Below are 24,703 nucleotides of genomic sequence, written 5' to 3'. Positions count from 1 at the left end.
TCATCTCTTCCCCTCTTTTGTTATATACGTAAATAAAGCATGATATGTTGCCATTATCCCTTCTTTTCCCGTGAAGTCTCTTTCGTATATACGAAGCATCGTACGAAAGAGTGAAGGGCTTTGACAGTAAGACTCTTCATTACTATTGGTTGCCCCTACTTTTCGAATAGAATGTAGAAACTCCCTAACTTCTGTAAAGCTTTCTATGTAACACGTTTCAGAAACATGTACATCCCCTGTTTCTATCTTGCATATATGAAGCAACTGATCTTTCGAATAAAAACGTTGACCAATCAAAGTTTCATTTTGAATGTTTTTTTCCTCTTTCGCTCGCTGAAACGAAGCATGGAGCTCTTGAAAAGTTTCTTGTCCAAAGGTGGAAAAGAGTACTATCCCATCTGTAGACAAATGATCAAATAAATTTCTTATCACTTGTTTTACATTGTTAAGCCATTGAAATGTGGCATTCGAAATAATAACATCATATGATTCTTCTAATCGTAATCGTTCAATATCCTCACAATGAAACGTCACATTTTCGGTATTTTGTCTAGTTTTTGCAATCGTAATCATACTTTCAGCAAAATCAACGGCTGTAATTTGTGCTTTTGGAAATAACTTTGATAATTGCTCTGTGACATAACCTGTCCCGCATCCAAGTTCTAAAATACGTATTGATGATGTTTCACTATATCGCCGCTTCAATATAGAAAGTAACGAATGTGCCATCTTTTTTTGTACATTTGCATATTGATCGTAAGATACGGCTGCCCCATTAAACCGTTTTTGTAGTAACGTTTTGTTGATCATTTCGTATCCCCTCTACAAATTGGATTATCTCATTCGCGCAATATTCGAAATTCGTTACACATAATGTATGACCAGCCCCGCTTACTACTTTTAGCGTAGCATTCGTATTCTCCGTCATATTATGAGCTGCGGATAATGGACATATCACATCCTGTTCTCCATGAAGAAGTAACAACGGGACTTTGATATCTGTTAATTCGTTTCTCATATCTGTTTCTATTAAATAATCTAAGCCTAATTGTAAAGACTGAATCGAGTCCCCTTTAAAATTCAGCGCAATCTCTTTAAAACTCGTATTCTCCTTCAGCTCATTTTTTGTAAACATATTTTCATAGAAACGATTCAAAGTATCTTCTTTCTTTCTCGTTAAATTCTTTTTCATACGTTCTACATGCAAAGAATTCCATCCGCTTGTATAGTCGCTCGTATTTGTAAATTTAGCAGTACCACCAATTAGTACAATACCTTTCGCCTTAATCTTTTTATAAGCTTGAATTGCCGCTAATGCTCCTAATGACCATCCAACTAAAATTACATTTTCATCACGTGCTACCTCTATTATTCGTCCCGCAAATTCACTTTGTTCTTTCACATTACGCCAATCTAAACATTGAACAGGATAGTCTTTAAAATACGGAAGTACAAAATTCCAAACATCTTCTTCCATTCCCCACCCAGGAATAAAAATAACCTTTAGCTCTTTCATACTAAAAACCCCTCTTCTTTACCGATGCGTATAATATGCTGAATGGCCCATTTTAAATCCGCCATTGTATGTTGTGACGTAACAGCAAAGCGAATTCGGGAACTACCAATCGGAACAGTTGGCGGACGAATTGCAATGGCTGCGATACCTATCTCTTGTAATCTTTCACTAAACCGTAAAGCATTTTCATTTGAACCGACTACAATTGGTACAATATGAGTTGAGCTATTCCCAATGTCAAAACCAGCTTCTTGTAAATGCGTCCTGAAATATGCACCATTCGCTATAAGGTTCTCTCTTCTTTCGTTATCTTCTTTTACAATCTCAATTGCTTTTTGCACTGCTCCTAATGCTCCTGGTGGTAAAGCTGTAGTAAAAACAAAGCTTCTCATCATATTTTGTAAGTACTCTATATAAATTGCATCACCTGTTAAATACGCACCATAACACCCTAAAGCCTTGCTAAACGTCCCCATATGTATATCGATTTTTTGAGCAAGATCTTTTTCTATATGAGATAATCCAGCTCCACCGATTCCATATATTCCACTCGCATGTGCTTCATCAACTATAATGATTGCCCCGTATTTCTCTTTCAGCTTCACTAAATCTCTCAAATATGCAGTATCACCATCCATACTAAAAACAGTATCAGTTACGATTAATTTCCTCTTTTCAGGTGACGCTACTTTCAACATCTTCTCTAAATGATCCAAATCATTATGACGATACCTTTTATGTTCTGCACCGCTTAATATAATTCCATCAACAATACTTGCGTGATTTAATTTATCACTAAAAACAATATCGTGACGACAGGCTAAAGAAGATAGTACACCTACATTTGCTGTATACCCACTATTTACGATTAACGCTCTTTCAGTACCTTTCCAGTTGCATATACTTCTCTCAACCTCTTCATACAGTGGATAATTTCCTACAACGAGACGAGATGCTGTCGCTCCAGTTCCATATTTTCTTGTGCAAGCAATAGCAGCTTCTTTCAACCTTTCATCTCCAGCTAACCCTAAATAATTATTTGACGCTAAATTTAGCATCCTTTTCTCATTTCGAATAAGCCATGTCTCTTCCGCTTTCTCTGTCACATGCAAATTACGATACTGTCCTTGCTCTCTTAATTGTTCTATTTTAGATTGAAGATGCGCGCGCCACTTTTGATTCATTTTGGATGGACTCCTCTAATTTTGAAATCATAATATGTTCTTTTGCCGATTCCAATAATTCTTCCCTAGTAAAATCACCTTCAAGGAATGGTAATAAACCTAAAACCGGTACCCCGCTCAACTCTTCAATCATTTCTTTGTTTTCTTGTACTCTTTCTTTTTCACATTCTTTACAACCAGACAAAACGACACCTGCTACTGTTAAGCCATGTGCCCTTGCATAAGAAATCGTTAAGACAGTATGATTCACTGTTCCTAGTGTAGGACGCGCTACTACAATAAGAGGAAGCTGTAATTCTTTTGCAAAATCGATTACTAAAGCATCTTCTGTATATGGGACTGCAAGCCCACCAGCCCCTTCTACAAATAGGCTATTAAACTCTTTTAGTAGTTCATTATAGTGATCAGTAATTTCTTTTAACGTTACTGTCCTTCCAGCTCTTTTCATAGCAAGTCTCGGAGCAAGTGGTTCTTCAATAGAATACGGACAAATTTCTTCTTCTCTTGTCGATACACCCGATAAGGCTTTTAACCTTGCTGCATCTCCCTCTGCGTTTGATGCAGCATGTCCACTTTGCAACGGTTTATATACCCCTACGTTATATCCCAATTCTCTAAATACACCTGCTAACGCACCTGCAACCACAGTTTTTCCAACTTCAGTATCAGTTGCCGTTATGAAAAAACCACTCATTATTCTTCCTCCGTAACATCCGAGATTGCTTTATATAAAATGCGTAACATCTCATCAATTTCAGCAATTGTAGATGCAAGAGGAGGCATAAATACAATGGTGTTACCAAGCGGACGTAAAATCATGCCTAACTCTCTTGAGCGTTTACATACTTGAACACCGACTCTTTCTGTCCATTCATACGATTCTTTCATTTCTTTATTTTTCACAAGTTCAATACCAATCATTAATCCGCACTGACGAATATCACCTACGTGCTTATATTCATTAAGCGCTTCTAATTGCCCCGCTACATATTCTGTTTTATGCGCAACAGATTCTATTAAATTAGTTTTTTCATATAGTTCTAGATTCGCAATTGCTACCGCACACCCTAACGGATTACCTGTGTAACTATGCCCATGGAAAAATGTTTTTTGTTCCTCATACTCTCCTAAGAAGGCATTATATATTCCGTCTGTCGTTACCGTAACAGCAATCGGTAAATATCCACCTGTTAAACCTTTCCCAGCTGTTAAAATGTCCGGCATCACATTTTCATGTTCACACGCAAACATTTTCCCCGTACGCCCAAACCCAGTCGCTACCTCATCTGTAATAAATAAAACATTATATTTTGTACATAAATTACGTAGCCCTTTTAAATATCCTTTTGGCATTGTAATCATGCCTCCAGCACCTTGCATTAAAGGTTCTACAATAATTGCTGCAATTTCTTCATGTTTTTCTTTCAGCAATTCTTCCATTTCTTCTAAATGTTTCTTTACAATTTGTTCCTTATTATCTCCATAAGGAGAACGATATGTATATGGATACGGCATTTTAATTGCCTCAAATAACAGTGAACTATACACTTGGTGAAACAAGTCTATTGCTCCTACTGAAACAGCACCTATTGTATCACCGTGATATGCTTCTTTTAATGTAACAAATCTTTGTTTTCTCGGTTTTCCTTTATGCTGCCAATATTGAAAAGCCATCTTAATTGCAATTTCAACAGCGGTAGAACCAGAGTCTGAATAAAATACTTTCTTCAAGCCTTCTGGTACAACATCAATTATTTTTTCTGCTAATAAAATAGATGGAACGTTAGCAAGTCCTAACATAGTAGAATGAGCAATTTTATTTAATTGCTCACGAATTGCCTCATCTAGTTCCGGTACTTGATGCCCATGAACATTTAACCAAATAGACGAAACACCGTCCCAATATTCATTTCCATTTACATCGTATAGCTTTCTTCCCTCTCCACGTTCAATAATGACAGGATCTTCTTCTAAATAATCTTTCATTTGTGTAAATGGGTGCCATACGTAATCTTTATTCTTCTTCGATAATTCTTCATATGTATAAGACGATTTTTCACTCGTGTTACTATTAACAGCCACAATTGTCACCCCTAATGTTAACTTGTTCATAAATATAGTTAACATTAAAAACAAATGACTGTCAATTATTTTTAAATCAAATAGTTCTTAAAAAAGAACAACTTATCATACGATAAGTTGTTCTACTTTCCATGTTGTATCTTTCCAATTTCTAAAATAATCTCTTCCTCTTTTTTTCCTTCTGTATCAATTCCAAGCTGCTTAGCATGCTCAATTAATAAATCATGGCGCTGCTCAAACCTAGCGGTATCTACTTCTTTCGTAATCTCTTCTTTTGTTTTCCCTTCAGTAGAAACTCCTAGTTTTGCAGCTGATTTTTCCATCGATTTCTTCTCTTCAGTTTCTTTCACTTTCTTCACTTCTGACTGCTGTATTTGCTTTTGTTTCGACTGCTCTGATTCAGCTGCAAAAGCTGTGTAAATTCCAGCACTTCCGCCAACGACTAGTAAGGTGGTAAAAAGAATTATTTTTTTCTTCACTCTTTCCTCCCCTTTCAAATTCATTATAACGCACATTTTTACAGTATAAAAAACATTTCTCCTTTATTCCCCTAAAAAAATATCGAATATTTTTATTGACATGTATGATGAATATATGATAAAAATTTAACTAACATCATATGAATCGGCGTTGATAGGATTTAGTAGTATTTCGTTTTCTGATTTCAGAGAGCTGGTGGTCGGTGCGAACCAGTACAGAGCGATTTATGAATTACCCCCTGGAGCTTCTTTTACGAAACGTGAGGAGTAGTGAAAGACGGTTTAGACCGTTATGTCTAAAGAGTGGTGAAACGACACTGTTTCACAATTTAGGGTGGTACCGCGAATTTTTCGTCCCTGCATATATTGCAGGGGCGTTTTTATTTTATTAGCGCATATCATATGGCCCTTTATTTTGTGATACATTCCTTTCACAAGCTAGGGTGGTACCGCGATTTCTTCGTCCCTGCATAATTATATGCAGGGGCGTTTTTTTATTCCAATCTTTATTGAGCGATTATCCTAAAAATTTGAGATAGGAGAGATACAAAGCTTGATAAATCCCGATTTTTTAAACTTTATGATGAAAAACAATTACCGGTAATTTGTCACAAATTTCTAAATCTTAAAAGGGAATATACAGTATTGGCGAATTTCATATAAAAAAGAGCTATTTTAGATTAATTAGGAGGGGAAAACAATGATTTCAAAAATTGAATCTATTCTTTTAACATTTTTTATCTTTTTCTGTATTGGCTTTAGTGTTATTCAATTAGAAGTTTCACCACATATCCCAATTTTATTCGGCATCGTTATTTTATTAGCGTTTGGATTTATGAAAAAAATCTCTTGGTCTACTATGGAAAAAGGGATGATAAGTAGTATTTCAGCTGGTATTCCATCTATTTTTATTTTCTTACTTGTAGGAGTATTAATTAGTGTTTGGATCGCAGCTGGAACAATTCCAACTTTAATGGTATACGGATTCCAACTTGTATCTCCAAAAATTTTCGTTCCCACTGTTTTTGTTGTTTGTGCAATTGTTGGAACAAGTATCGGTAGTGCATTTACAACTGCAGCAACAGTAGGGCTTGCCTTTATGGGAATGGGTAGTGCTCTCGGATACGATCCAGCTCTTATTGCTGGTGCAATTATTTCTGGTGCATTCTTTGGGGATAAAATGTCTCCTTTATCTGATACAACAAACTTAGCTCCAGCTGTAACTGGTGTAGATTTATTTGAACATATTCGCAACATGCTTTGGACAACAGTCCCTGCTTTCATTATTGCTTTTATCGCATTTTTCATTTTAGGAAGCGGCACTAGAGGAGACGTTGATTTCACAAACTTTATTAGTACGTTAGAAAAAAATGCAACGATTTCTATCGTTACACTTATTCCGATTTTATTACTGTTCCTATTCGCATTTAAGAAAGTACCCGCAGTTCCAACATTACTTGCAGGAATCGTAGTAGGGATCATCATTCTCTTTATTTTTAACCCTAGTACTTCTTTAGCTGATTTAATGAAAATTATGCAAGATGGTTACGTTTCTAAAACTGGTATAAAAGATATTGATAGCTTATTATCTCGCGGTGGTTTACAAAGTATGATGATGTCAATTGCTCTTATTTTCCTAGCTCTTTGTATGGGTGGTTTACTACAAGGAATGGGCATTATCACGCAGCTTATGAATATCATCTCTAGCTTCGTAAAAAATAGTACACGCTTAATCATCTCTACCGCTTTCACTGCAATTGGTGTAAACTTCTTACTTGGCGAACAATACTTATCAATCGTTTTAACAGGACAAGCATTCGCTAACAAATACGATGAAGTCGGTTTAGAACGTCGTAATTTATCACGAGTATTAGAAGATGCTGGTACAGTAATTAATCCGCTCGTACCATGGGGTGTAAGCGGCGTATTCTTAACAAACGTCCTTAGCGTTCCAACATTCGATTATGTTCCATACGCAATCTTCTGTTTAGCTTGCCCAGTCTTAACAATTATTGTTGGTTTCACTGGATTTGGTCTTTCATGGAAGAAGGAAAAAACAGTACCAGTTTCATAATATATACGTAAAAAAAGGATTACCGATTACGGTAATCCTTTTTTTACAATGCTTTACTATCTATTTGCTTTCTTTTTTCTAAATAACATAAGTAATCCCGCTCCAACAAACGCAAGACCCGCTCCAATTGTAGAAGCGACACTTGCACCTGTTTTCGGTAAATCACGTTCCTCTTTATCCGCTTCTTTATTTTCACTTACAGTTTCTTTTGAATTTTGATTATCCGTTGTAGTTTGTCCAGATCCTGCGTTGTTTCCATCTTGTTTTGGTTCATTTCCATTATTACCTTCATCTGTTGGCGGTGCCGTTGGATTCTCCCCATTATTACCATCACCTGTTGATGGTGTCGTTGGATTTTCTCCATTACCTCCATCACCTGTTGGTGGTGTCGTTGGGTTCTCTCCATTACCTCCATCACCTGTTGGTGGTGTCGTTGGGTTTTCCCCACCAGTTTCCTTATCATCATTCTTCTTCGTTATATCAATTGCATATTTAGCAAATTCATTTGCAGATGGTCCAACATATGATATCTTTCCATCTTCCTTTATATACTCTTTTGCTTTTGGTGAAGAGTCAAATGTTGTAATTAATTTATCTGCAACGATCGGTTTAAATGTCCAATTTTGATCGGCTGTCGGATTAATAACCGGTGTTTCTTGCATATACTTCACAATGATTTGACGTGTTTCATCTTGTGATTGGTATACAACTTCGCCTTTACTTACACCAGGGAACGTTTTACTGCTGCCACGATAGTTATTTGTAGCGACGATGAACTCTTGAGTGTCAGCTACAGGCTTACCTTCATACGTCATATTTACAATACGATTCGCATTCGCATTTTCCTTTATAACTTTTCCATCTTTATCATATTTCGCTGGTTGCGTCACATCAATTTCGTATTTTAAACCATCTAAAATATCAAAGTTATATGTAGGGTATCCTATATTTACCAGAGGTTGTTCTTTTGTTTCCTCTGGCTTAATTTTATTAAACTGACCTGCAGACATTTCAAGCCATTCTTTCACTTGCGCTCCATTTACTTTTACAGCATATAATGTATTTGGATATACATATAAATCTGCAACGTTTTTAATTGCTAAAGTTCCTTTTGGAATATCAGTATAATATGCAGCACCGTTTCGGCCACCTGCTTTAAATGGTGCCCCTGCAGATAAAACTGGAATTCCTTTAAACTCTTCGTACTCTGGTTTTTTAAGCTCCTCTTCTACGTACCATTTTTGTGCATTTGTCACAAGTTGTACGGAAGGATCATCTTGTACTAGTGAAAAATAACTATTAATTGGTGCAGTCGTTTTACCTACAGGTGTATTTACATATTCGATTGTCTTTTCATGCTCATCTTTAATCTCATTAACTAATGTTTGATCAGGTCCTACATTACCTTTATCATTAACAATCGGACGAAGTTGTGGCTTAGATTGATCTTTTTGTACTTCCCATTTTCCGTTTACCTTTTTCAATTGCATATCGATAATACCTAAGTTACTTCCAAAAACACCAGGCATTACAACTGGAACACCATTAAATACATCCTTCACTTCAGTATGTGAATGTCCCATTAATACTGCATCTACACCAGGAACTTCTGTCGCTAAATGAAACGATGCATTTTCCATTTTTCCCCCTTCTATGTATTTGCTCTTATCGACGCCTGAATGAGCCAATGCAACGATAACATCTGCACCTTCATCTTGCATTTTTCCTACCATTATTTTAGCCGTTTCAACGATGTCTTTCGCCTTTACTTTTCCTTCTAGGTTCGCTTTATCCCAATCCATAATTTGTGGTGGGACAAACCCCATTACACCAATTTTCAATTTCTGTTTTTCACCGGCTTCATCTACTACTTCTTTCTCTAAAATATGATACGGTTTAAAATAATTTTCATCGTTCGCTTCATTATCATCATGGTCATCTTTATATACATTCGAGTTAATAACTGGGAAATTCGTTTTTTCAATCACTTTGTTTAAATAATCTAAACCGTAGTTAAATTCATGATTCCCAAGAGAGATGACGTCATACTTCATTAAGTTCATTAAACGATATAATGGATGTGTATAACTAGGATCCACAGGCTTCTTCGGATCATTTATTTTATTCGCTACATAATCTCCAAGCGGTGTCCCTTGTAATGCATCCCCATCATCAAATAGGACAGAGTTCTTCGCTTCTTCACGTGCTTCATTAACAAGTGTTGCAGTTTGCACGAGACCTACTTTATTATCTGTTTTCGTTTGATAATAATCGTAATTCATTAAGTTAACGTGAATATCTGATGTTTCTAGAATTCGTAAGTTAACCGTACTCTCCCCAGTATTCTCATCCGCATGGGCTGTTGTTGGCAATACTTGCGGCGCTATTACACCTATAGCAAGTGTTGCTCCAGCTAGCATTTTTTTTGACTTTTTCACAAAAAATCCCCCTTATACAATTACCAGAAATAATGAAATGAATCCCTATCTGCCTCTAACCACATACCTTTTTTCTTCTATTAGAGACACGATTTTCATTTCATCCTGCGCTAACGAGTAGTCCCCTTAAACGCCCGATTGATGAAAACTAACAATTAACGGGAAATAAAGCTCCCACTAAGCCGAATTTCACCTTATCTGACATTATCATATATAAAGTTCTTTCATATCGTCAATATTTTTTGACAAACTTCAACAAATTTTCTGTAAAGTTATTATAAACTTTTCATAAACATATAATATGCCCTTACATTGCTAATACTGCTGAATATGATACAATTACCAATTACAAGGAGGATGAATTTATGAGAAAAGTCATCTTAACAATTGTTTGTCTCCTCCTTCTAATCATTTCTTATTCTAATTTTGAAAAGAACGATGAGACAAAACAAAAAGAAACTGAAAGAAAAACAGAAAAAACATCTGCTCCCAGTTGGATTGATAAGCAAACGAATGATTCCTTTTATCACCTCGTATTAGGTGATTCACTTGCAAAAGGATATGGATCTACACAAGGGGGATTTGCCGAATTAGCTTCTAAACAATTAGAAGGACAAATTCATAAACCAATTAGGGTAGAAAACCTCGGTGTAAATGGTCTCACTACAGATCGTCTCGTTAAAAAAGTCCAGTCAGAAGAAGTTCAACAAAAAATTAGGGAAGCAAATATAATTACTATTAATATTGGAGCAAATAATTTATTCCGCTTAAATCGTGATGTAGGTGTTATAGATGGTATTAAAATGTTAAATAAAGAAAAAGCCCGTTTTGAAACGGATGTAAAAAACATTGTAAAGACCGTTCGAGATCAAAATCCGAATGCTTTACTCATTCTATCTGAACTCTATAACCCTTTACAACTAGATGACTCCATCGCAAGTTATGCAAATATGTTTTTAGATGGTTGGAATGATTCTATTTATTCTATTTCAAAAGCACATCAACCGTCGATTGTTTTACCAATTCGCAAATTAATATCGAAGGATAAAAAAGATTTACTATTTGACCAAGTACACCCAAATGATAACGGTTATACGATTATTGCCAATACATTTACAAAGCAAGTGTTATCCTACAAATATTAAGGCTACCATGAAACAATTCTATTTTTATACCTTGTCTTTTTTGTTACAATGATAGTGGAAGGGGGCCGTTATATGGAATCACGCGAGTGGGAACGTATTGTTGATCATCTTCTTTCGCTAGTGCCTCTTTTTTATCGCAAATTTATGCTTCCTGGAGAGTTTTCTTCTCAAAGACATATGCCGCCATCACATACGCAAGTGTTACTGCTTTTGCATGAAAATGGTACATTAGCAGTTTCAGAAATTGGCAAGCGGCTAGCGATTTCACGGCCTAACATGACCCCTCTATTAAACAAACTTATTCAAGAAGAGCTAATAGAGCGTCATTATAGCGAAAAAGATCGAAGGGTCATTTTAATTTCCCTAACAACTGAAGGGAAAATGTTAGTAAGTCAGTATCAGCAATTCATTTTAGGCAAACTAAAAGAAAATTTTCAAACATTATCTGAGGAAGAGCGCGAAAAGCTCATTTATTCTCTTAAAACCATTCAAAATTTAATTTTGAAAACAAACGCATAAAGCTGCTTCTAAATAGAAGCAGCTTTATGATTCGTAATAATTACCATAGTATACATTTGAATACGGCCATGTCGTTAAATATGGTTTTTGTTCTTGCGTAGGCTGTTGTTGTGGTATTTGTGGTATTTGCTGTAATTGTTGTTGTCGATATAACTCGTATTGTCTACTCATATCATAAACCGGATAATAATTTACATATGGGTATACTTGCGGTACGTAATAATAATACATTCATTCTCTCCCCCTTTTTCTTAAACATATTCAAAGGAGAAAATGAATGTGACATTCTTTATATTTGAACAAGTGGTTCTCTCACTTGTTTCTTTCTTTTCTTCAAACGTAACTTACGATTCTTTTCATATAAATAATGCACAACGAAATATGAAATTACCCCACACACAATTCCTATTATCGTCATACCAATTAATACATATACTTCACTCTGTAATAAGCTCTTTAACATCGTAAAAATATGGCTCGAAAACAAATCTGATATCGTAAATGGTTCATGATGTATTTTCTGTACATGAAATGGGTAAATCATTTTTCCTAGCGCATAAGCAAACGGAAATAAAAATACTGGGAGAAACGATATTTTCCCAATAATATTACCAATGACTGCGGCTGGAAAAGATCCCTTTGCTAACCTTACAATTGGATAAAATATTAAATATACGAGCGATGCTGTATAAATCACCAACATTTCTAAACCAAATCCAATAGCAAAACCTAGCGACACTTTCTTTGCTCCTTCTGGCGATCGAAGCAACTTAAAATATTGAAACTTTAATATTCTCCACATCCGCTGAAAAAACGAATATGTTTTCTTAGTTGTTTTCAAATTCATCATCTCTTTAACTATATTTTTTATCTAGTATGTCCTTACATGATATGAAAAACAAATTTAGTTTTCTCTTTTTATTATAAATGATATAGAGATAATTAACTAAATATACATCCGACATTTCCATATAAAAAAACCTCCCTTTTAGGAAGGCTCTTCTATATTTTTAAATAAACTCACTAATAAAGCTTTTTGCGCGTGCAACCTGTTACCAGCTTGCTCAAAAACGATAGACTGTGGCCCATCTATAACCTCTCCAGTTACTTCTTCTTCACGATGAGCAGGCAGGCAGTGCAGGAAACGATATGTTTGCTTTGCATGTATAACAAGCTCTTTATTTACTTGGAAAGGCTGGAATAAAGTATATTTTTCTGCTTCTCCTTCTTGGCCCATACTCATCCAAACGTCAGTATAAATAAAATCTGCTCCACTTACCGCTAATTCAGGATTATGCAAAATTTCAATTTCAGCCCCTGTTTCATCAGCAATCGCTAATGCTTTTTTAACAATTTCTTCATTCGGCTCATACCCTACGGGAGTTGCAACAGTCATATTCATTCCAACTTTTGCACTCGCTAGCAATAGTGAATGACATACATTATTCCCATCACCTACATAAGCTAATTTAACTCCTTTAAACGTATGAACTTCTTCATATATCGTCATTAAATCTGCCAATGCTTGGCAAGGATGATGATCATCAGTTAAACCGTTAATAACTGGGATACTGGACTCTTTTGCAAGCTCCTCTACATCCGCATGCGAAAATGTGCGTATCATAATTCCATCAATATAATGAGATAGTACTTTCGCAGTATCTGACACCGTTTCTCCTCTGCCAATTTGCATCTCTTTTCCACTTAAAAACATTCCATGTCCTCCGAGCTGTACCATTCCTGCTTCAAAAGAAACGCGAGTACGGGTTGAATGTTTATCAAAAATGAGACCTAATATTTTCCCTTGTAATAAAGGCTCCTGCTTGTTCTTTTTTAAATATATAGCGAACTCAATTAAAGAAATGATTTCTTCTTGCGTCAATTCTTCTAACGTTAAAAGATCTTTCGTATTTAATTTCGGTACTTGTACAGTTGACATGAAATTTCCCCCTTATATTATTGATGCATTTTTTGTACAAACCACTCTTTTTATCATATATATTGCCTGTTCTAGCTCTTCATTCGTTACAATAAGTGGTGGTAATAGTCTTATAACATTAGGCCCTGCTTGTAATACGAGAAGTCCTGCTTTTTCTAGTTGTTCTATGACATTTGCAACCTCATGCTTGCATTCGATTCCAATCATAAGTCCCTTACCACGAATATTTTGAACACATTCAACGTGTCGTAATTCTTCTTGCAATTTCTTTAATACGTACTCGCCCTTTTCCTGTACCTCTTTAAAAAACGATTGCTCCTTAATGAATTGCAATACTTCTTTCGCTGCAGTCATAGCAATATAATTCCCACCGAAAGTTGAACCGTGTGAGCCGGCAGTAAAAGAAGAACCTAGTTCTTTTCGGCCAATCATCGCTCCAACTGGAATACCATTCCCAAGCGCCTTTGCGATGGTAACGATATCAGGAACTATTCCCATTTGCTCATAAGCGAATAGTGTTCCTGTTCTGCCTATTCCAGTTTGTACTTCATCTATAATAAAAAGAGCATTGTACTGATTACATAGTTTTTCAATTTCCTTCAAAAAGGATGGATCAGCTAATATTACTCCTCCTTCTCCTTGAATAACTTCTACCATTACCGCCGCAACTTCTTCATTCATTACTTCCTCTAATGCTCGTATGTCGTTAAATGGTATATGTAAAAAAGACGGAAGTAATGGACCGAATCCTTCTTTCACTTTATCTTGCCCTGTTGCACTCATCGTTCCAAATGTTCTCCCGTGGAAAGATTGCTCACATGTTACTACGAGAGATTTTCCAGTATGCTTACGTGCTAGTTTTAAAGCCGCTTCATTTGCCTCCGCCCCGCTATTACAAAAAAACACATGATCTAATGCTGTATCTTCTGTTAATAATGATGCGACCTCTTCTTGTAAGGAGTTCGTAAATAAGTTAGATATATGCCATATATTTCTAAGTTGCTTTTCTACTGCCTTTACAACCGTAGGGTGACAATGTCCTAAGTTACATACTCCAATACCAGAAGTGAAATCTAAATATTGCTCACCACTTTTATCAATAACTTTCGCCCCATTGCCCTTTAGAAATTCAATTTCTCTTCTTCCATATGTTTGAAAAAGATGGTTTGTCATACGATACTCACTCCTTTTGTTACCGTAGTTCCAACACACTCTCCTGTAACCTCAGTAAAATCCTTTGTACCATTTACGATACTAGCCTTTTTCACTCCCATTTTTAACGATGTAAGTGCCGCCTGTACTTTCGGAATCATTCCACCTGTAATGACGCCTTGTTCTATAAAAGTAAGAATTTCATATTCATCCGTTTTCTTTACCAATCTTCCTTCGTGTAATACTCCATCTACGTCCGTTATAAAAATGAGTTCCTTTGCAGATAATGCTGCCGCAATTCCAGCTGCAGCATTATCCGCATTTATGTTATAAATCTCATTTTCATTTATCCCGATTGGAGCAATAACAGGAATATAATTCATATTTATTAACCCTTTTAGTAAGGCTGTTTCGACATAACTTACTTCTCCCACATATCCTATCTCCTTGCTGACAGGTTGAACTTGAAGTAAATTGCCGTCACATCCTGAACAACCTACCGCAAGTAAATTATGCTTTTGTAAATTCATTACGAGTTTTTTATTCGTACTTCCACATAGCACCATTTGAACAATATCCATAACTTCTCTTGGTGTTACTCGTAACCCATCTCTTTTCTCTACTTTGATGTTACAATCTTTTAATTTGGCATCAATTTCTGGACCACCACCATGAACAATCACTACCTTATACTTTTGTTGCAATTTCTTTATACAATCAAAAAACACATCATTTAATTGATCCAACATACTACCGCCGCATTTCACTACAATATAATCGCTCATCTTCCCTCTCCTTATGTACGATAACAAGCGTTTATTTTCACATATTCATAGCTTAAGTCACAGCCCCAAGCTGATCCGTTCTCTTCTCCTAAATGTAAATACACATCAATAATAATTTCATGTTCTTGTAATCTCTTTTTCATTTCCTCTTCAGAAAACATTTGAGATTCACTATTTTTTAACACAGCGATAGATTGAAGAGTAATATCAATTGTATTCGGATTAATCTCTACTTCACTTTGTCCAATACTGCTAATAATTCGCCCCCAATTTGGGTCTTCACCATATATCGCTGTTTTCACAAGACTCGAACCGACTATTTGCTTTGCAATTTTCTTTGCCTCTTCATTTGTTAGAGCTCCTAGCACATTTACTTCTATTAACTTCGTAGCACCTTCACCATCTTGTGCAATTTTTTTCGCTAAATCTTCACATACCTTTTGTAAAGCAACTACGAAAGTTTCCCAGTCTTCATGTTCCATATTCATCGTTTTCGTTTCTGATAATCCACTTGCCATAACGATGACCATATCATTTGTAGAAGTATCTCCGTCCACCGTAATTTGATTAAACGTATGATTCGTAATTTGTGATAATGCTGTTTGCAATACTTCATGCTCTATATTGGCGTCTGTTGTAATAAAACTAAGCATCGTTGCCATATTCGGTTTGATCATCCCTGAACCTTTTGCGACCCCAGCAATGATCACTGCTTCCCCATCAATTATCATCTCATAGCAAGTTTCTTTCGTTATAAGATCTGTCGTTAAAATTGCTTCACAAAAAGAATAAGCTTCACTTACTTCCTTTGTTGGCACAAGCGATTCAATTCCCTTTCGAATGATATCCATCGGTAAAGGTACTCCAATTACACCTGTTGAAGCGACTGCGACGTACTTTTCTTTTACTCCAAAGTGTTCCGCTCCTAATGTTCGCATCTCATAAGCATCTTGCAATCCTTTCATCCCCGTACAAGCATTTGCATTGCCGCTATTTACAACAATTGCTTGTAATTTCCCTTCTGCTGCTATGCTCTCCTTCGTTACTTGCAACGGCGCTGCTTGTATTTGATTTGTTGTATACACAGCGGCACATGATGCTGGCACCTCACAAACGATTGCACCCAAATCCTTTTTCACCTTTTTCAGACCATTTGCAGTACCGATTGCCAAAAAGCCTTTTGGTGTAACAATTGAACCATTTGTTAATTTTGTAATAGACGATGCTTTAATCATAATTTCCCCCTTATGGATAAAGCGGCATATGCTGTAAACCCGTTGTCTCTTCTAGTCCCGCTAATAAATTTGCATTTTGAACTGCTTGCCCTGCCGCACCTTTCATCATATTGTCTATAACAGAAACGACCGTAACTCTTTCTGTTCTTTCATCGTAAGCTATCCCAATATCACAATAATTTGAGCCCCTTACTTCTTTCGGACTTGGAAATTCTCCTTGCGAGCGAACTCGAACGAAAGCTGAGTATTCATACGTTTCTTCATACAACTTTTGAAGTTGCTCTATTTTCATTTCCTCTTTCACTTTCGCATAAAGTGTAATCATAATCCCTCGTGATATCGGTATTAAATGTGTACTAAACGTGATTGGCTTCGTTTCACGATTCCACTCTGCAAGCATTTTCTCAATCTCAGGAACGTGCTGATGTTGATTAACTTTATAAATGTGTAAGTTATCGTATAACTCAGGAAAGTGAGTCATTGTTGTTGGCGTTTTGCCCGCTCCAGATACTCCTGATTTCGCATCAATAATAATCGAAGCTTCTTCAATTATGCCGCTACGTACTAACGGCGCTACCGCTAATAATTCAGCTGTAGCAAAACATCCTGGGTTTGCAATTAAATTTGCATTTTGGATCTCAGGCCTTTTCCATTCACTTAATCCATATACTGCTTTCCTAAGAAGTTCTTCCTGTGCAGCTGGCCTTTTATACCACAATTCATATGACGAGGGATCTATCATACGAAAGTCTCCAGATAGGTCAATTACTTTTAAACCTACTGCCAACAATTTTGGTGCTAACTCTGCCGATACTCCCGCTGGGGTTGCTAAAAATACAATTTCAGCTTCCTTCTCTATTTTCTCCGCATCAATTTCTTGTAACGTATGGACAAGAACATTTCGAAAATGCGGGTATACATTTGTTATAAATTCACCAACTTGTGAAAAAGAATGGAGAGATGCTATCGAAAAATATGGATGTTGCTCTAATAACCGAATTAACTCAATACCTCCATATCCAGTTGCTCCAATAATTGCGACTTTCATAAGCTCCTCCTCATATCTATTCTTTAAATTAAGTTTGATTATAATATTGCATAATTATAAAGTCAATTAAATATTTATAATTTTTAAAAACTTCAAAATATTATTCTCACTATAAAAGCAATATACACAAGTGGATTTTTATGCAAAAATAGTGCATAGTAGTATTTTCATTTCACTTCAAGTACAATAAAACAATACATGTATACATACAGGCGGGGAAAAACATGAATAAAAAATTAATTGAGAAAATGATTATAAAAAGCTTTCGGCAATATCAATGTAATCCTGTTTCAAAAGAGGATCAGGCAATGCTAATTAAACATATTCAAATGATAATTCATTTAAATACTGAAATTGATGTATACGAGGCTGTTGAGGATATCGTTTACGATTATGTGACTGGAAAATAAAAAATAGGAGATTTCCATATGGAAATCTCCTATTTTTCACTTAATGATTTGCCTGCAACGCGTTCAAATAAACCTGGGAATAATGCGTAGAGCTTTGGCCCCATTCCCATCCACTTTGGCAAGTTTACTTCACGTTTTTTCGTTTGCATCGCCTTTACGATTTGTTCTGCTACATATGTTGGTTTTAACATGTAACGTCCCATATTTTTCACATATGTACCTGATTGATCGGCTATTTCAAAAAAGTTCGTATCTATCGGTCCTGGGTTAATTGCTGTTACATATACATTTGTGTTAGATAACTCCATACGTAAACTATTCGTAAATCCTAATACAGCGTGTTTTGTTGCTGCATAAGCACTCGACTTCGGAGTTGCAATTTTTCCAGCCAATGAAGCAATATTAATAATTTGTCCTTCGTTCCTTTTTACCATATTAGGTAATACCGCTTTCGTACAAGCTACTAATCCAAATACATTTACTTGAAACATATCCTTCACTTCATCCATTGAAGCATCTTCAAACGTTTTAAAAATACCAAACCCAGCATTATTTACCAATATATCAATACGTCCTACTTCTTGTAATACCTTTGAAAAAACAGATTGTACTTTCGTTTCTTCACTTACATCTAATACATAGTAATAGCAAGGCGTATTATAAGTTACTTTAATTTTGTCTGCTAATGCTTGTAGCTTCTCTTCTGTTCGAGCCATTAATACCGGCGTCGCCCCTTGCTCTGCAACCTGCATTGCCACTTGCTCTCCAATTCCACTAGAAGCACCTGTAATGACGATTACTTTTTCTTGTAAACGTCCCGTCATTGCTGTCACCTACTTTGCATAATAAATCAATTGTTGTGAAGATTCATCAATCATCACCTGTTGATTATATGCTAAAAAGTCTAATTGTCCAACAGTTTCTGAGATAGTAAGTGGTAATTGCTCTTTATATAATACCGGAAATAGTTTTACACACACCTCAAATGCTGTCATTGGCTTTTCCTTTAATAGTTCAAGCACTTTAAAAGCACGTGTCTCTTGCTTTTGTAATCTTGTTTCAATAAGTTGTTTCACATTCAGAACATCTTCCCCATGCCCTGATAAAATCCGTGAAATATTCATTTCACTTAAACGTTTTAACGTTTGATTGTACTGCAATAAAGGATGCGCTCTTTCTGTTTGCCCTTCATATGGTGGTTCTAATATTGGATTTGAAGAAATATGACTAATGAGAGCATCCCCACCAATTAATATTCCATCAGATTCTCTATATAATGAAATATGAGTGGAAGCATGACCCGGGGTTTCAATCACTGTAAATCCAGGTAAGGAATCTATACGATCTCCCTCTCTCACGGTATGTGTTAACGATCTATTACAAGAATATTTAAGTGTCTTCGTCGTCAATAACGCCTCACCATTCAGAAATACTGCTGGAACGCCGAACTGCAAGGCTGTCTCTTTAAAAAATTCATGATACCTCTTTAAAAATTCAGCATTCTGTGTAATCCACGGTTCATTCCAAGGATGTCCGATAATCTTTACTTTTTCAGAAAATGTATTTAAAAGTCCGCAATGATCCGCATGGTGATGCGTAATCACTACCGTTTCAATATCTTCTATCTTATATCCTAATGCACCTAATTGACTTTCTAGTGCTTTCTTTGCTTCTTCTGTATTTGTCCCTGTATCAATTAACGTTAATGTTTCTCCCTCAACTAAAAACACATTCACTGTCTCAACTGCAAATGGAACAGGAATCTCCATTCGATGAATCGCCGTCATGCTTAGCCCCCCCTGTCTTTTTCCGGTTCAAAAATGAATACCTCTTCAGTTTACAACTTCCCTATAAATTTGTCATTATTTTCAGATAAAAAGAGGTCTTTTCCATAACATAACGAATGTATGTACATTTATAAGTATTTCTAACCAAATTTAAAGGAGGCACATCATGTCTATGCAAAACATTTCCTTTCTCGGTGCAGGCTCTATTGCCGAAGCGATTATTGGTGGCTTATTAAACGCAAATGTTGTTAAGGGAGAACACGTCACTGTAAGTAATCGTTCTAACGAGACAAGATTACAGGAGTTACATAAAAAATACGGTGTCAAAGGTACACATAATAAAAAGGAATTACTTGCTGATGCAAATATTCTTTTTCTAGCTATGAAGCCAAAAGATGTCGCAGAAGCGGTTATTCCTCTTAAAGAATACATAAATAATGACTTGCTTATTATTTCGTTATTAGCAGGTGTTTCTACTCATTCAATTAGAAACCTACTTCAAAAAGACGTTCCGATTATTCGTGCAATGCCAAATACATCTGCAACCATTTTAAAATCCGCTACCGCTATCTCACCTTCAGAACACACAACGGAGGAACATATTCGCACTGCAACATCTTTATTTGAAACGATTGGTCTCGTCTCTGTTGTAGAAGAAGAAGATATGCATGCTATCACTGCATTATCTGGAAGTGGACCAGCTTATATTTATTACGTGGTAGAGGCACTGGAAGAGGCAGCAAAAAAAATTGGTTTAAAAGAAGATGTTGCAAAATCTCTTATTCTTCAGACGATGATTGGTTCTGCTGAAATGCTAAAAGCAAGCGAAAAACACCCTTCTATTTTGCGAAAAGAAATTACTTCTCCTGGCGGAACAACTGAAGCAGGTATTGAAGTATTAAAGGAGCATAATTTTCAACAAGCATTAATCTCATGTATTACACAAGCAACGAAACGATCACACGATCTTGGAAAAACATTAGAAGAAATAGCAAAAGAAAAATAAAAAACGGAGCTCAACTTTATTTGAGCTCCGTTTTTACTTTAATCATATGATATGCTTTTAGTTATTACTCTTACCAAAAATCTCTTCTTGCAAACGACGACCTGTCGGTGTTGCTGCAAGGCCACCTTCTGCTGTTTCACGAAGTGCTACTGGCATCGTTTGTCCAATTCTAAACATCGCCTCAATGACTTCATCACATGGAATTGTACTAGTTACACCAGCTAATGATAAATCAGCTGAAATCATGGCATTCGCAGCTCCTGCTGCATTACGTTTTACACAAGGTACTTCTACAAGCCCTGCAACAGGATCACATACTAAACCAAGCATATTCTTTAATGAAATCGCCATCGCTGTAGCTGCTTGATCTTGTGTTCCACCAGCCATCTCAACTGCTGCTGCAGCTGCCATTCCACTTGCTGAACCTACTTCAGCTTGGCAACCTCCTGCCGCGCCAGAAATACAAGCATTATTCGCAACAACCATACCGAAAGCTCCTGCTGTAAATAAAAATTCAATCATTTCTTCGCGTGTCGGCTGTAATTTTTCTTGTAGTGCAAACAGTACACCTGGCACTGTTCCAGCAGATCCTGCTGTTGGTGTTGCACAAATAATTCCCATCGCCGCATTTACTTCATTTGTCGCAACAGCTTTACTCACTGCGTCCAAAATCGTATCTCCAGATAAACCTTTTCCACTCTGCATATACGCTTGGACTTTCACAGCATCCCCGCCAGTTAAACCAGTCGGTGATTTTACACCACGAATACCGCGTTCTACTGCTTGTTCCATCACGACTAAGTTCTTTTCCATTCCAGCAATTACTTCTTCACGTGAGATATTTCTTGTTTGCATTTCACATTGAATCATAATTTCTGCGATTTTTACATTTTGCTCTTTAGCTTGCGCCACTAGTTCCGCTGCGTTCCGAAACATGGTGTGTCCCCCCTGCAATTAATCCATAATAGTTACTTGACAAATATTTTGTTGCCCATTTATTTCCGCAATTACTTCATCTGCTAATAATTCATCTGTTTCAATGACCATAAGCGCTCTTCTTCCTTTTTCTTTACGAGAAACACTCATTGTACTTATGTTAATCTCATGCTTAGCAAGGATTGAAGCTACAGCTGCGATAGCACCAAAGCGATCGTTATTTACAATAAGTAGTGCTGGACTCGTGCCTGTTAATTGAAGATCGAATCCGTTTAATTCTACAACTTCAATTTTACCGCCACCAATTGAGCAAGCAACAACTTCAATTTCCTCTTCACCTTTATACAGACGAATTTTCGCTGTATTTGGATGCGGAGCATTTGCATCTTCTTCAATGAATTCCACTTCAATCCCGCGTTCTTTTGCAATATCTAACGCACTTGGAATACGTAAATCATCTGTTTCAAATCCTAGTATTCCACCGATTAGCGCTACATCCGTACCGTGACCACGGTATGTTTTTGCAAATGAACCATATAATGAAATGCTAACTCTCTCTGGTTCATGACGAAACAGCTGACGAGCAACTTGCCCCATTCTTGCCGCGCCTGCTGTATGTGAACTTGATGGACCAATCATAACCGGACCAATAATATCAAACACTGAGCGATACTTCATCATAACTCCCCCTAAACCTCTATGAAAAAATTATTTACTATTCTATTAAGCTACCGAATCGGTTGCTGTTCCAGTCGTACCACGAATTTGTTCCGCTGTAAGAATTGGATAGTTTTTGAATAACAGTGAAGCAATATATCCTGAAATAATACCAGTTATAATAATAAATAAGAAACTTAGCATTACCTGCATTTAAAAATAATATAAGATAGTCCACAATAAAGTCTGGTAGCAATCCAAAGTTTAACACAGAACCCCTTACAAGCATAGCATAAACAAGTGAAACTCCCATTGCTTTCATACCTTTTGATATTTTAAAGCTAAAAAGGGAAAAAAGACTTAGTACAAATAATAGTAATATCCTTCCTATTATAATTTCCATGTTGCTCTCTCACGATTTAGTCAACTTCACTTGTTATGACAAATGGCTAAAACGCATGTAGCCTACAATAAATTATAATCTGCCCTCATTATAGCTTGTTTTTAATAAAACGCTTACTTTTAATGAATTTTAAAAGTTCTGAATAAAAATCCATTTTTGCTATTTGTACCACTCGTATGTCGTCTGACTTATATAACAGTTTTTCTAAATAATCGGTATTATGTATTTTTATCCTATATCTTCACATCATTAAAACTTTCTGTGTCATCCTATATAAAAATAAAATGATAACAGTTTTATTTTTAATTTTTTTTAGAAATAAAAAAAATGGCAACCTATCGTCACCATTTTTTCACAACATTATTATCTTTCTACTGGAAATGATTTTAAATCCGTAGCTATTTCTGTATTAGAAAATAGCTCTCTTGCCTCTTTCAATAATTCCTTATATGTATCTCCTTGATAACGAGAACTAATATGAGTCAATATTAAGCGTTTTGCATTTGCCTGAAGTGCAATACTCGCAGCTTGCTTAGATGTGGAATGAAAATAATCATACGCTTGTTGTTCATCTTCTGCCGCAAAGGTCGCTTCATGAACAAGTACGTCAGCATCTTGCGCAAGCTCTCTACTCGCTTCGCAATATCGTGTATCGCCTAAAATTGTAATAACTCTTCCTTTTTGAGGTGGGCCAATAAAATCTTTTCCATCTAACACTGTGCCATTCTCTAATTCAACTACTTCACCATCTTTTAAGCGTTTAAAAACTGGACCAGGTTTCACACCCATTCCAAGTAACTTATCCACTAAAAGAGCTCCCTGTATATCTTTCTCTACAATTCGATATCCGAAGCATTCAATTCCATGTGATAACCTTTTTGTTTCTACACAAAATTCATTATCCTCAAACACAATACCTTCTTCCGTAATCTCAACGATTTCAAGTGGATATTTAACGTGTGTCGTACTTACTAATAATGCCACTTCAATAAATTGTTTAATTCCTTTTGGTCCGTACACTGTTAATTTTGTTGTTCCACCTTGAAACGAACGGCTACCCAATAAACCCGGCAATCCAAAAATATGATCGCCATGTAAATGCGTAATAAATATTTTTTCAATGCGGCGTGGACGTACAGACGTATGTAGTATTTGATGTTGCGTCGCCTCGCCACAGTCAAATAACCAAGTCTGTCCTCGTTCTTCTAACAACTGCAAAGCAATTGCTGAAACATTCCTTCCTTTTGAAGGAACACCTGCACCAGTCCCTAAAAATACAAATTCCACTTTCTTTCCTCCAGCTCTTTATATAATCTATCTTTCATCTTACGGAATGTTATTTCAAATGGCAAATTGAATTTGTATAACCAATCATCTAGACAACTATATAACACGAACATTATACTTAAAAAATTTAGCTATCGTTCGTATTTTGTGGTAAAATGATTGTACTACATTTTAAGGGAGCGTTTTATTATGAAAGAAGTATTTCGTTTACAAACTGATTTTTCATCTTCATTTGATCGCTGGGTAAGTTCTTTCGTTTCTGATCACCCAGCACAATTAGAATGGACGACTTTAAAAGAATTAATCCATGAATATACAACATCACATACAAATGAGACGTTACCAACATATATTTCTTCAGCTTTAACATATTACGCACAACGCGTTTCAACAACAAGTAACTCAGAAATTGTTATTTTTGAAAATCCTACAATCTCATAATCTATAATAAAAAAGCACTGGTTACAGTGCTTTTTATTTATGTTCATTAAAGTATTTATTTTCCCGCCTTATTTCAAAAACTCCGCTTATTTCCTACTATATAGCCATCATAAATCTATTTGATTTTTCGAAAAAATAGATTAAAAAGATATTGACACTACGATTTTACAGTGCTAACAT

At 36.0% G+C, this 24,703-nt stretch carries 26 protein-coding genes and 1 other annotated feature; of the genes, 6 read left to right on the top strand and 20 right to left on the bottom strand.

Annotated features, from left to right (window positions below; translation table 11 throughout):
- From bioC to MHH66_RS06195, 6 genes are all read right to left on the bottom strand, one after another.
- A complete protein-coding gene (bioC, locus tag MHH66_RS06220) occupies positions 1 to 810 on the bottom strand; it encodes a malonyl-ACP O-methyltransferase BioC (protein WP_078184399.1) in 810 nt (269 codons plus the stop codon).
- On the bottom strand, positions 776 to 1,516 hold the full coding sequence (locus tag MHH66_RS06215; protein WP_078184400.1) for an alpha/beta fold hydrolase: 741 nt from the start codon (positions 1,514 to 1,516) through the stop codon (positions 776 to 778). The genes bioC and MHH66_RS06215 overlap by 35 nt, the downstream gene beginning before the upstream one ends.
- Complete coding sequence (bioF, locus tag MHH66_RS06210) at positions 1,513 to 2,700, bottom strand: 8-amino-7-oxononanoate synthase (protein ID WP_078184401.1); 1,188 nt, start codon at positions 2,698 to 2,700, stop codon at positions 1,513 to 1,515. Before bioF ends, MHH66_RS06215 begins: the two co-directional genes overlap by 4 nt.
- Complete coding sequence (gene bioD, locus MHH66_RS06205) at positions 2,666 to 3,394, bottom strand: dethiobiotin synthase (RefSeq protein ID WP_078184402.1); 729 nt, start codon at positions 3,392 to 3,394, stop codon at positions 2,666 to 2,668. The genes bioF and bioD overlap by 35 nt, the downstream gene beginning before the upstream one ends.
- Entirely contained in the window at positions 3,394 to 4,827 is a 1,434-nt protein-coding gene (gene bioA, locus MHH66_RS06200) for an adenosylmethionine--8-amino-7-oxononanoate transaminase (RefSeq protein ID WP_078184403.1), read from the bottom strand. The genes bioD and bioA overlap by 1 nt, the downstream gene beginning before the upstream one ends.
- Positions 4,828 to 4,904: 77 nt before the next feature.
- On the bottom strand, positions 4,905 to 5,261 hold the full coding sequence (locus MHH66_RS06195; protein WP_002111675.1) for a hypothetical protein: 357 nt from the start codon (positions 5,259 to 5,261) through the stop codon (positions 4,905 to 4,907).
- Between the two features lie 142 nt (positions 5,262 to 5,403).
- Positions 5,404 to 5,623, top strand: a binding site (T-box leader).
- 338 nt (positions 5,624 to 5,961) lie between these two features.
- Between MHH66_RS06195 and nhaC the strand changes: the two genes are divergently transcribed.
- Positions 5,962 to 7,335 (top strand): Na+/H+ antiporter NhaC, encoded by a 1,374-nt coding sequence (nhaC, locus tag MHH66_RS06190; protein WP_078184404.1) that lies wholly within the window; start codon positions 5,962 to 5,964, stop codon positions 7,333 to 7,335.
- A gap of 56 nt (positions 7,336 to 7,391) precedes the next feature.
- Here the strand turns inward: nhaC and cpdB are convergent, their stop codons facing one another.
- Complete coding sequence (cpdB, locus tag MHH66_RS06185) at positions 7,392 to 9,773, bottom strand: bifunctional 2',3'-cyclic-nucleotide 2'-phosphodiesterase/3'-nucleotidase (protein ID WP_078184405.1); 2,382 nt, start codon at positions 9,771 to 9,773, stop codon at positions 7,392 to 7,394.
- A gap of 365 nt (positions 9,774 to 10,138) precedes the next feature.
- Between cpdB and MHH66_RS06180 the strand changes: the two genes are divergently transcribed.
- Together MHH66_RS06180 and MHH66_RS06175 are read left to right on the top strand one after the other, a co-directional pair.
- On the top strand, positions 10,139 to 10,918 hold the full coding sequence (locus tag MHH66_RS06180) for a GDSL-type esterase/lipase family protein (RefSeq protein ID WP_078184406.1): 780 nt from the start codon (positions 10,139 to 10,141) through the stop codon (positions 10,916 to 10,918).
- 72 nt (positions 10,919 to 10,990) lie between these two features.
- A complete protein-coding gene (locus MHH66_RS06175; protein ID WP_002088507.1) occupies positions 10,991 to 11,437 on the top strand; it encodes a MarR family winged helix-turn-helix transcriptional regulator in 447 nt (148 codons plus the stop codon).
- 24 nt (positions 11,438 to 11,461) lie between these two features.
- Here MHH66_RS06175 and MHH66_RS06170 read toward each other — a convergent pair whose 3' ends face one another.
- The 7 genes from MHH66_RS06170 to argC form a co-directional block, all read right to left on the bottom strand.
- Positions 11,462 to 11,668: a hypothetical protein gene (locus tag MHH66_RS06170; protein ID WP_002167706.1), complete on the bottom strand. Its 207-nt coding sequence runs from the start codon at positions 11,666 to 11,668 to the stop codon at positions 11,462 to 11,464.
- Between the two features lie 58 nt (positions 11,669 to 11,726).
- Complete coding sequence (locus MHH66_RS06165; protein ID WP_002167705.1) at positions 11,727 to 12,278, bottom strand: DUF2062 domain-containing protein; 552 nt, start codon at positions 12,276 to 12,278, stop codon at positions 11,727 to 11,729.
- Positions 12,279 to 12,425: 147 nt separating this feature from the next.
- Positions 12,426 to 13,376 (bottom strand): ornithine carbamoyltransferase, encoded by a 951-nt coding sequence (argF, locus tag MHH66_RS06160; RefSeq protein WP_002185000.1) that lies wholly within the window; start codon positions 13,374 to 13,376, stop codon positions 12,426 to 12,428.
- A 12-nt stretch (positions 13,377 to 13,388) separates the two neighbouring features.
- Positions 13,389 to 14,549: an acetylornithine transaminase gene (locus tag MHH66_RS06155; protein WP_002129009.1), complete on the bottom strand. Its 1,161-nt coding sequence runs from the start codon at positions 14,547 to 14,549 to the stop codon at positions 13,389 to 13,391.
- Positions 14,546 to 15,313 carry an acetylglutamate kinase gene (argB, locus tag MHH66_RS06150; protein ID WP_078184407.1) on the bottom strand — a complete coding sequence of 256 codons (768 nt, stop codon included), beginning with the start codon at positions 15,311 to 15,313 and terminating at the stop codon, positions 14,546 to 14,548. The genes MHH66_RS06155 and argB overlap by 4 nt, the downstream gene beginning before the upstream one ends.
- 11 nt (positions 15,314 to 15,324) lie before the next feature.
- Positions 15,325 to 16,548 carry a bifunctional glutamate N-acetyltransferase/amino-acid acetyltransferase ArgJ gene (gene argJ / locus MHH66_RS06145; protein ID WP_078184408.1) on the bottom strand — a complete coding sequence of 408 codons (1,224 nt, stop codon included), beginning with the start codon at positions 16,546 to 16,548 and terminating at the stop codon, positions 15,325 to 15,327.
- 10 nt (positions 16,549 to 16,558) lie between these two features.
- Complete coding sequence (argC, locus tag MHH66_RS06140) at positions 16,559 to 17,596, bottom strand: N-acetyl-gamma-glutamyl-phosphate reductase (RefSeq protein ID WP_078184409.1); 1,038 nt, start codon at positions 17,594 to 17,596, stop codon at positions 16,559 to 16,561.
- Between the two features lie 224 nt (positions 17,597 to 17,820).
- Between argC and MHH66_RS06135 the strand changes: the two genes are divergently transcribed.
- Positions 17,821 to 18,006, top strand: coding sequence for a YqzH family protein (locus tag MHH66_RS06135; RefSeq protein ID WP_078184410.1), 186 nt, complete (start codon positions 17,821 to 17,823; stop codon positions 18,004 to 18,006).
- A 29-nt stretch (positions 18,007 to 18,035) separates the two neighbouring features.
- Here the strand turns inward: MHH66_RS06135 and MHH66_RS06130 are convergent, their stop codons facing one another.
- Together MHH66_RS06130 and MHH66_RS06125 are read right to left on the bottom strand one after the other, a co-directional pair.
- Positions 18,036 to 18,830 carry an SDR family oxidoreductase gene (locus MHH66_RS06130; protein ID WP_078184411.1) on the bottom strand — a complete coding sequence of 265 codons (795 nt, stop codon included), beginning with the start codon at positions 18,828 to 18,830 and terminating at the stop codon, positions 18,036 to 18,038.
- Between the two features lie 9 nt (positions 18,831 to 18,839).
- Positions 18,840 to 19,793 carry an MBL fold metallo-hydrolase gene (locus MHH66_RS06125; RefSeq protein WP_002014957.1) on the bottom strand — a complete coding sequence of 318 codons (954 nt, stop codon included), beginning with the start codon at positions 19,791 to 19,793 and terminating at the stop codon, positions 18,840 to 18,842.
- A 166-nt stretch (positions 19,794 to 19,959) separates the two neighbouring features.
- On the opposite strand from MHH66_RS06125, the gene proI reads away from it, so the two are divergent.
- Positions 19,960 to 20,799, top strand: coding sequence for a pyrroline-5-carboxylate reductase ProI (gene proI / locus MHH66_RS06120; protein ID WP_002033843.1), 840 nt, complete (start codon positions 19,960 to 19,962; stop codon positions 20,797 to 20,799).
- Positions 20,800 to 20,856: 57 nt separating this feature from the next.
- Here the strand turns inward: proI and sdaAA are convergent, their stop codons facing one another.
- The 4 genes from sdaAA to rnz all read right to left on the bottom strand — a co-directional run bounded on the left by sdaAA (position 20,857) and on the right by rnz (position 24,082).
- On the bottom strand, positions 20,857 to 21,735 hold the full coding sequence (sdaAA, locus tag MHH66_RS06115) for an L-serine ammonia-lyase, iron-sulfur-dependent, subunit alpha (protein ID WP_002033842.1): 879 nt from the start codon (positions 21,733 to 21,735) through the stop codon (positions 20,857 to 20,859).
- 18 nt (positions 21,736 to 21,753) lie between these two features.
- Positions 21,754 to 22,413: an L-serine ammonia-lyase, iron-sulfur-dependent subunit beta gene (gene sdaAB / locus MHH66_RS06110; RefSeq protein ID WP_002088527.1), complete on the bottom strand. Its 660-nt coding sequence runs from the start codon at positions 22,411 to 22,413 to the stop codon at positions 21,754 to 21,756.
- A gap of 45 nt (positions 22,414 to 22,458) precedes the next feature.
- Positions 22,459 to 22,605, bottom strand: a complete 147-nt coding sequence (locus MHH66_RS06105) for a hypothetical protein (protein WP_158080567.1) — start codon at positions 22,603 to 22,605, stop codon at positions 22,459 to 22,461.
- 553 nt (positions 22,606 to 23,158) lie between these two features.
- Positions 23,159 to 24,082 carry a ribonuclease Z gene (rnz, locus tag MHH66_RS06100; RefSeq protein ID WP_002014952.1) on the bottom strand — a complete coding sequence of 308 codons (924 nt, stop codon included), beginning with the start codon at positions 24,080 to 24,082 and terminating at the stop codon, positions 23,159 to 23,161.
- 189 nt (positions 24,083 to 24,271) lie between these two features.
- On the opposite strand from rnz, the gene MHH66_RS06095 reads away from it, so the two are divergent.
- Positions 24,272 to 24,523, top strand: coding sequence for a DUF3932 family protein (locus tag MHH66_RS06095; protein ID WP_000665712.1), 252 nt, complete (start codon positions 24,272 to 24,274; stop codon positions 24,521 to 24,523).
- The last annotated feature ends 180 nt before the right edge of the window (positions 24,524 to 24,703 follow it).

The sequence above is a fragment of the Bacillus sp. FSL H8-0492 genome (assembly GCF_038006145.1).
Lineage (GTDB): Bacteria > Bacillota > Bacilli > Bacillales > Bacillaceae_G > Bacillus_A > Bacillus_A mycoides.
Note: the sequence above shows the minus strand (reverse complement) of the source record. Positions and strands in the feature narration are given on the sequence as shown.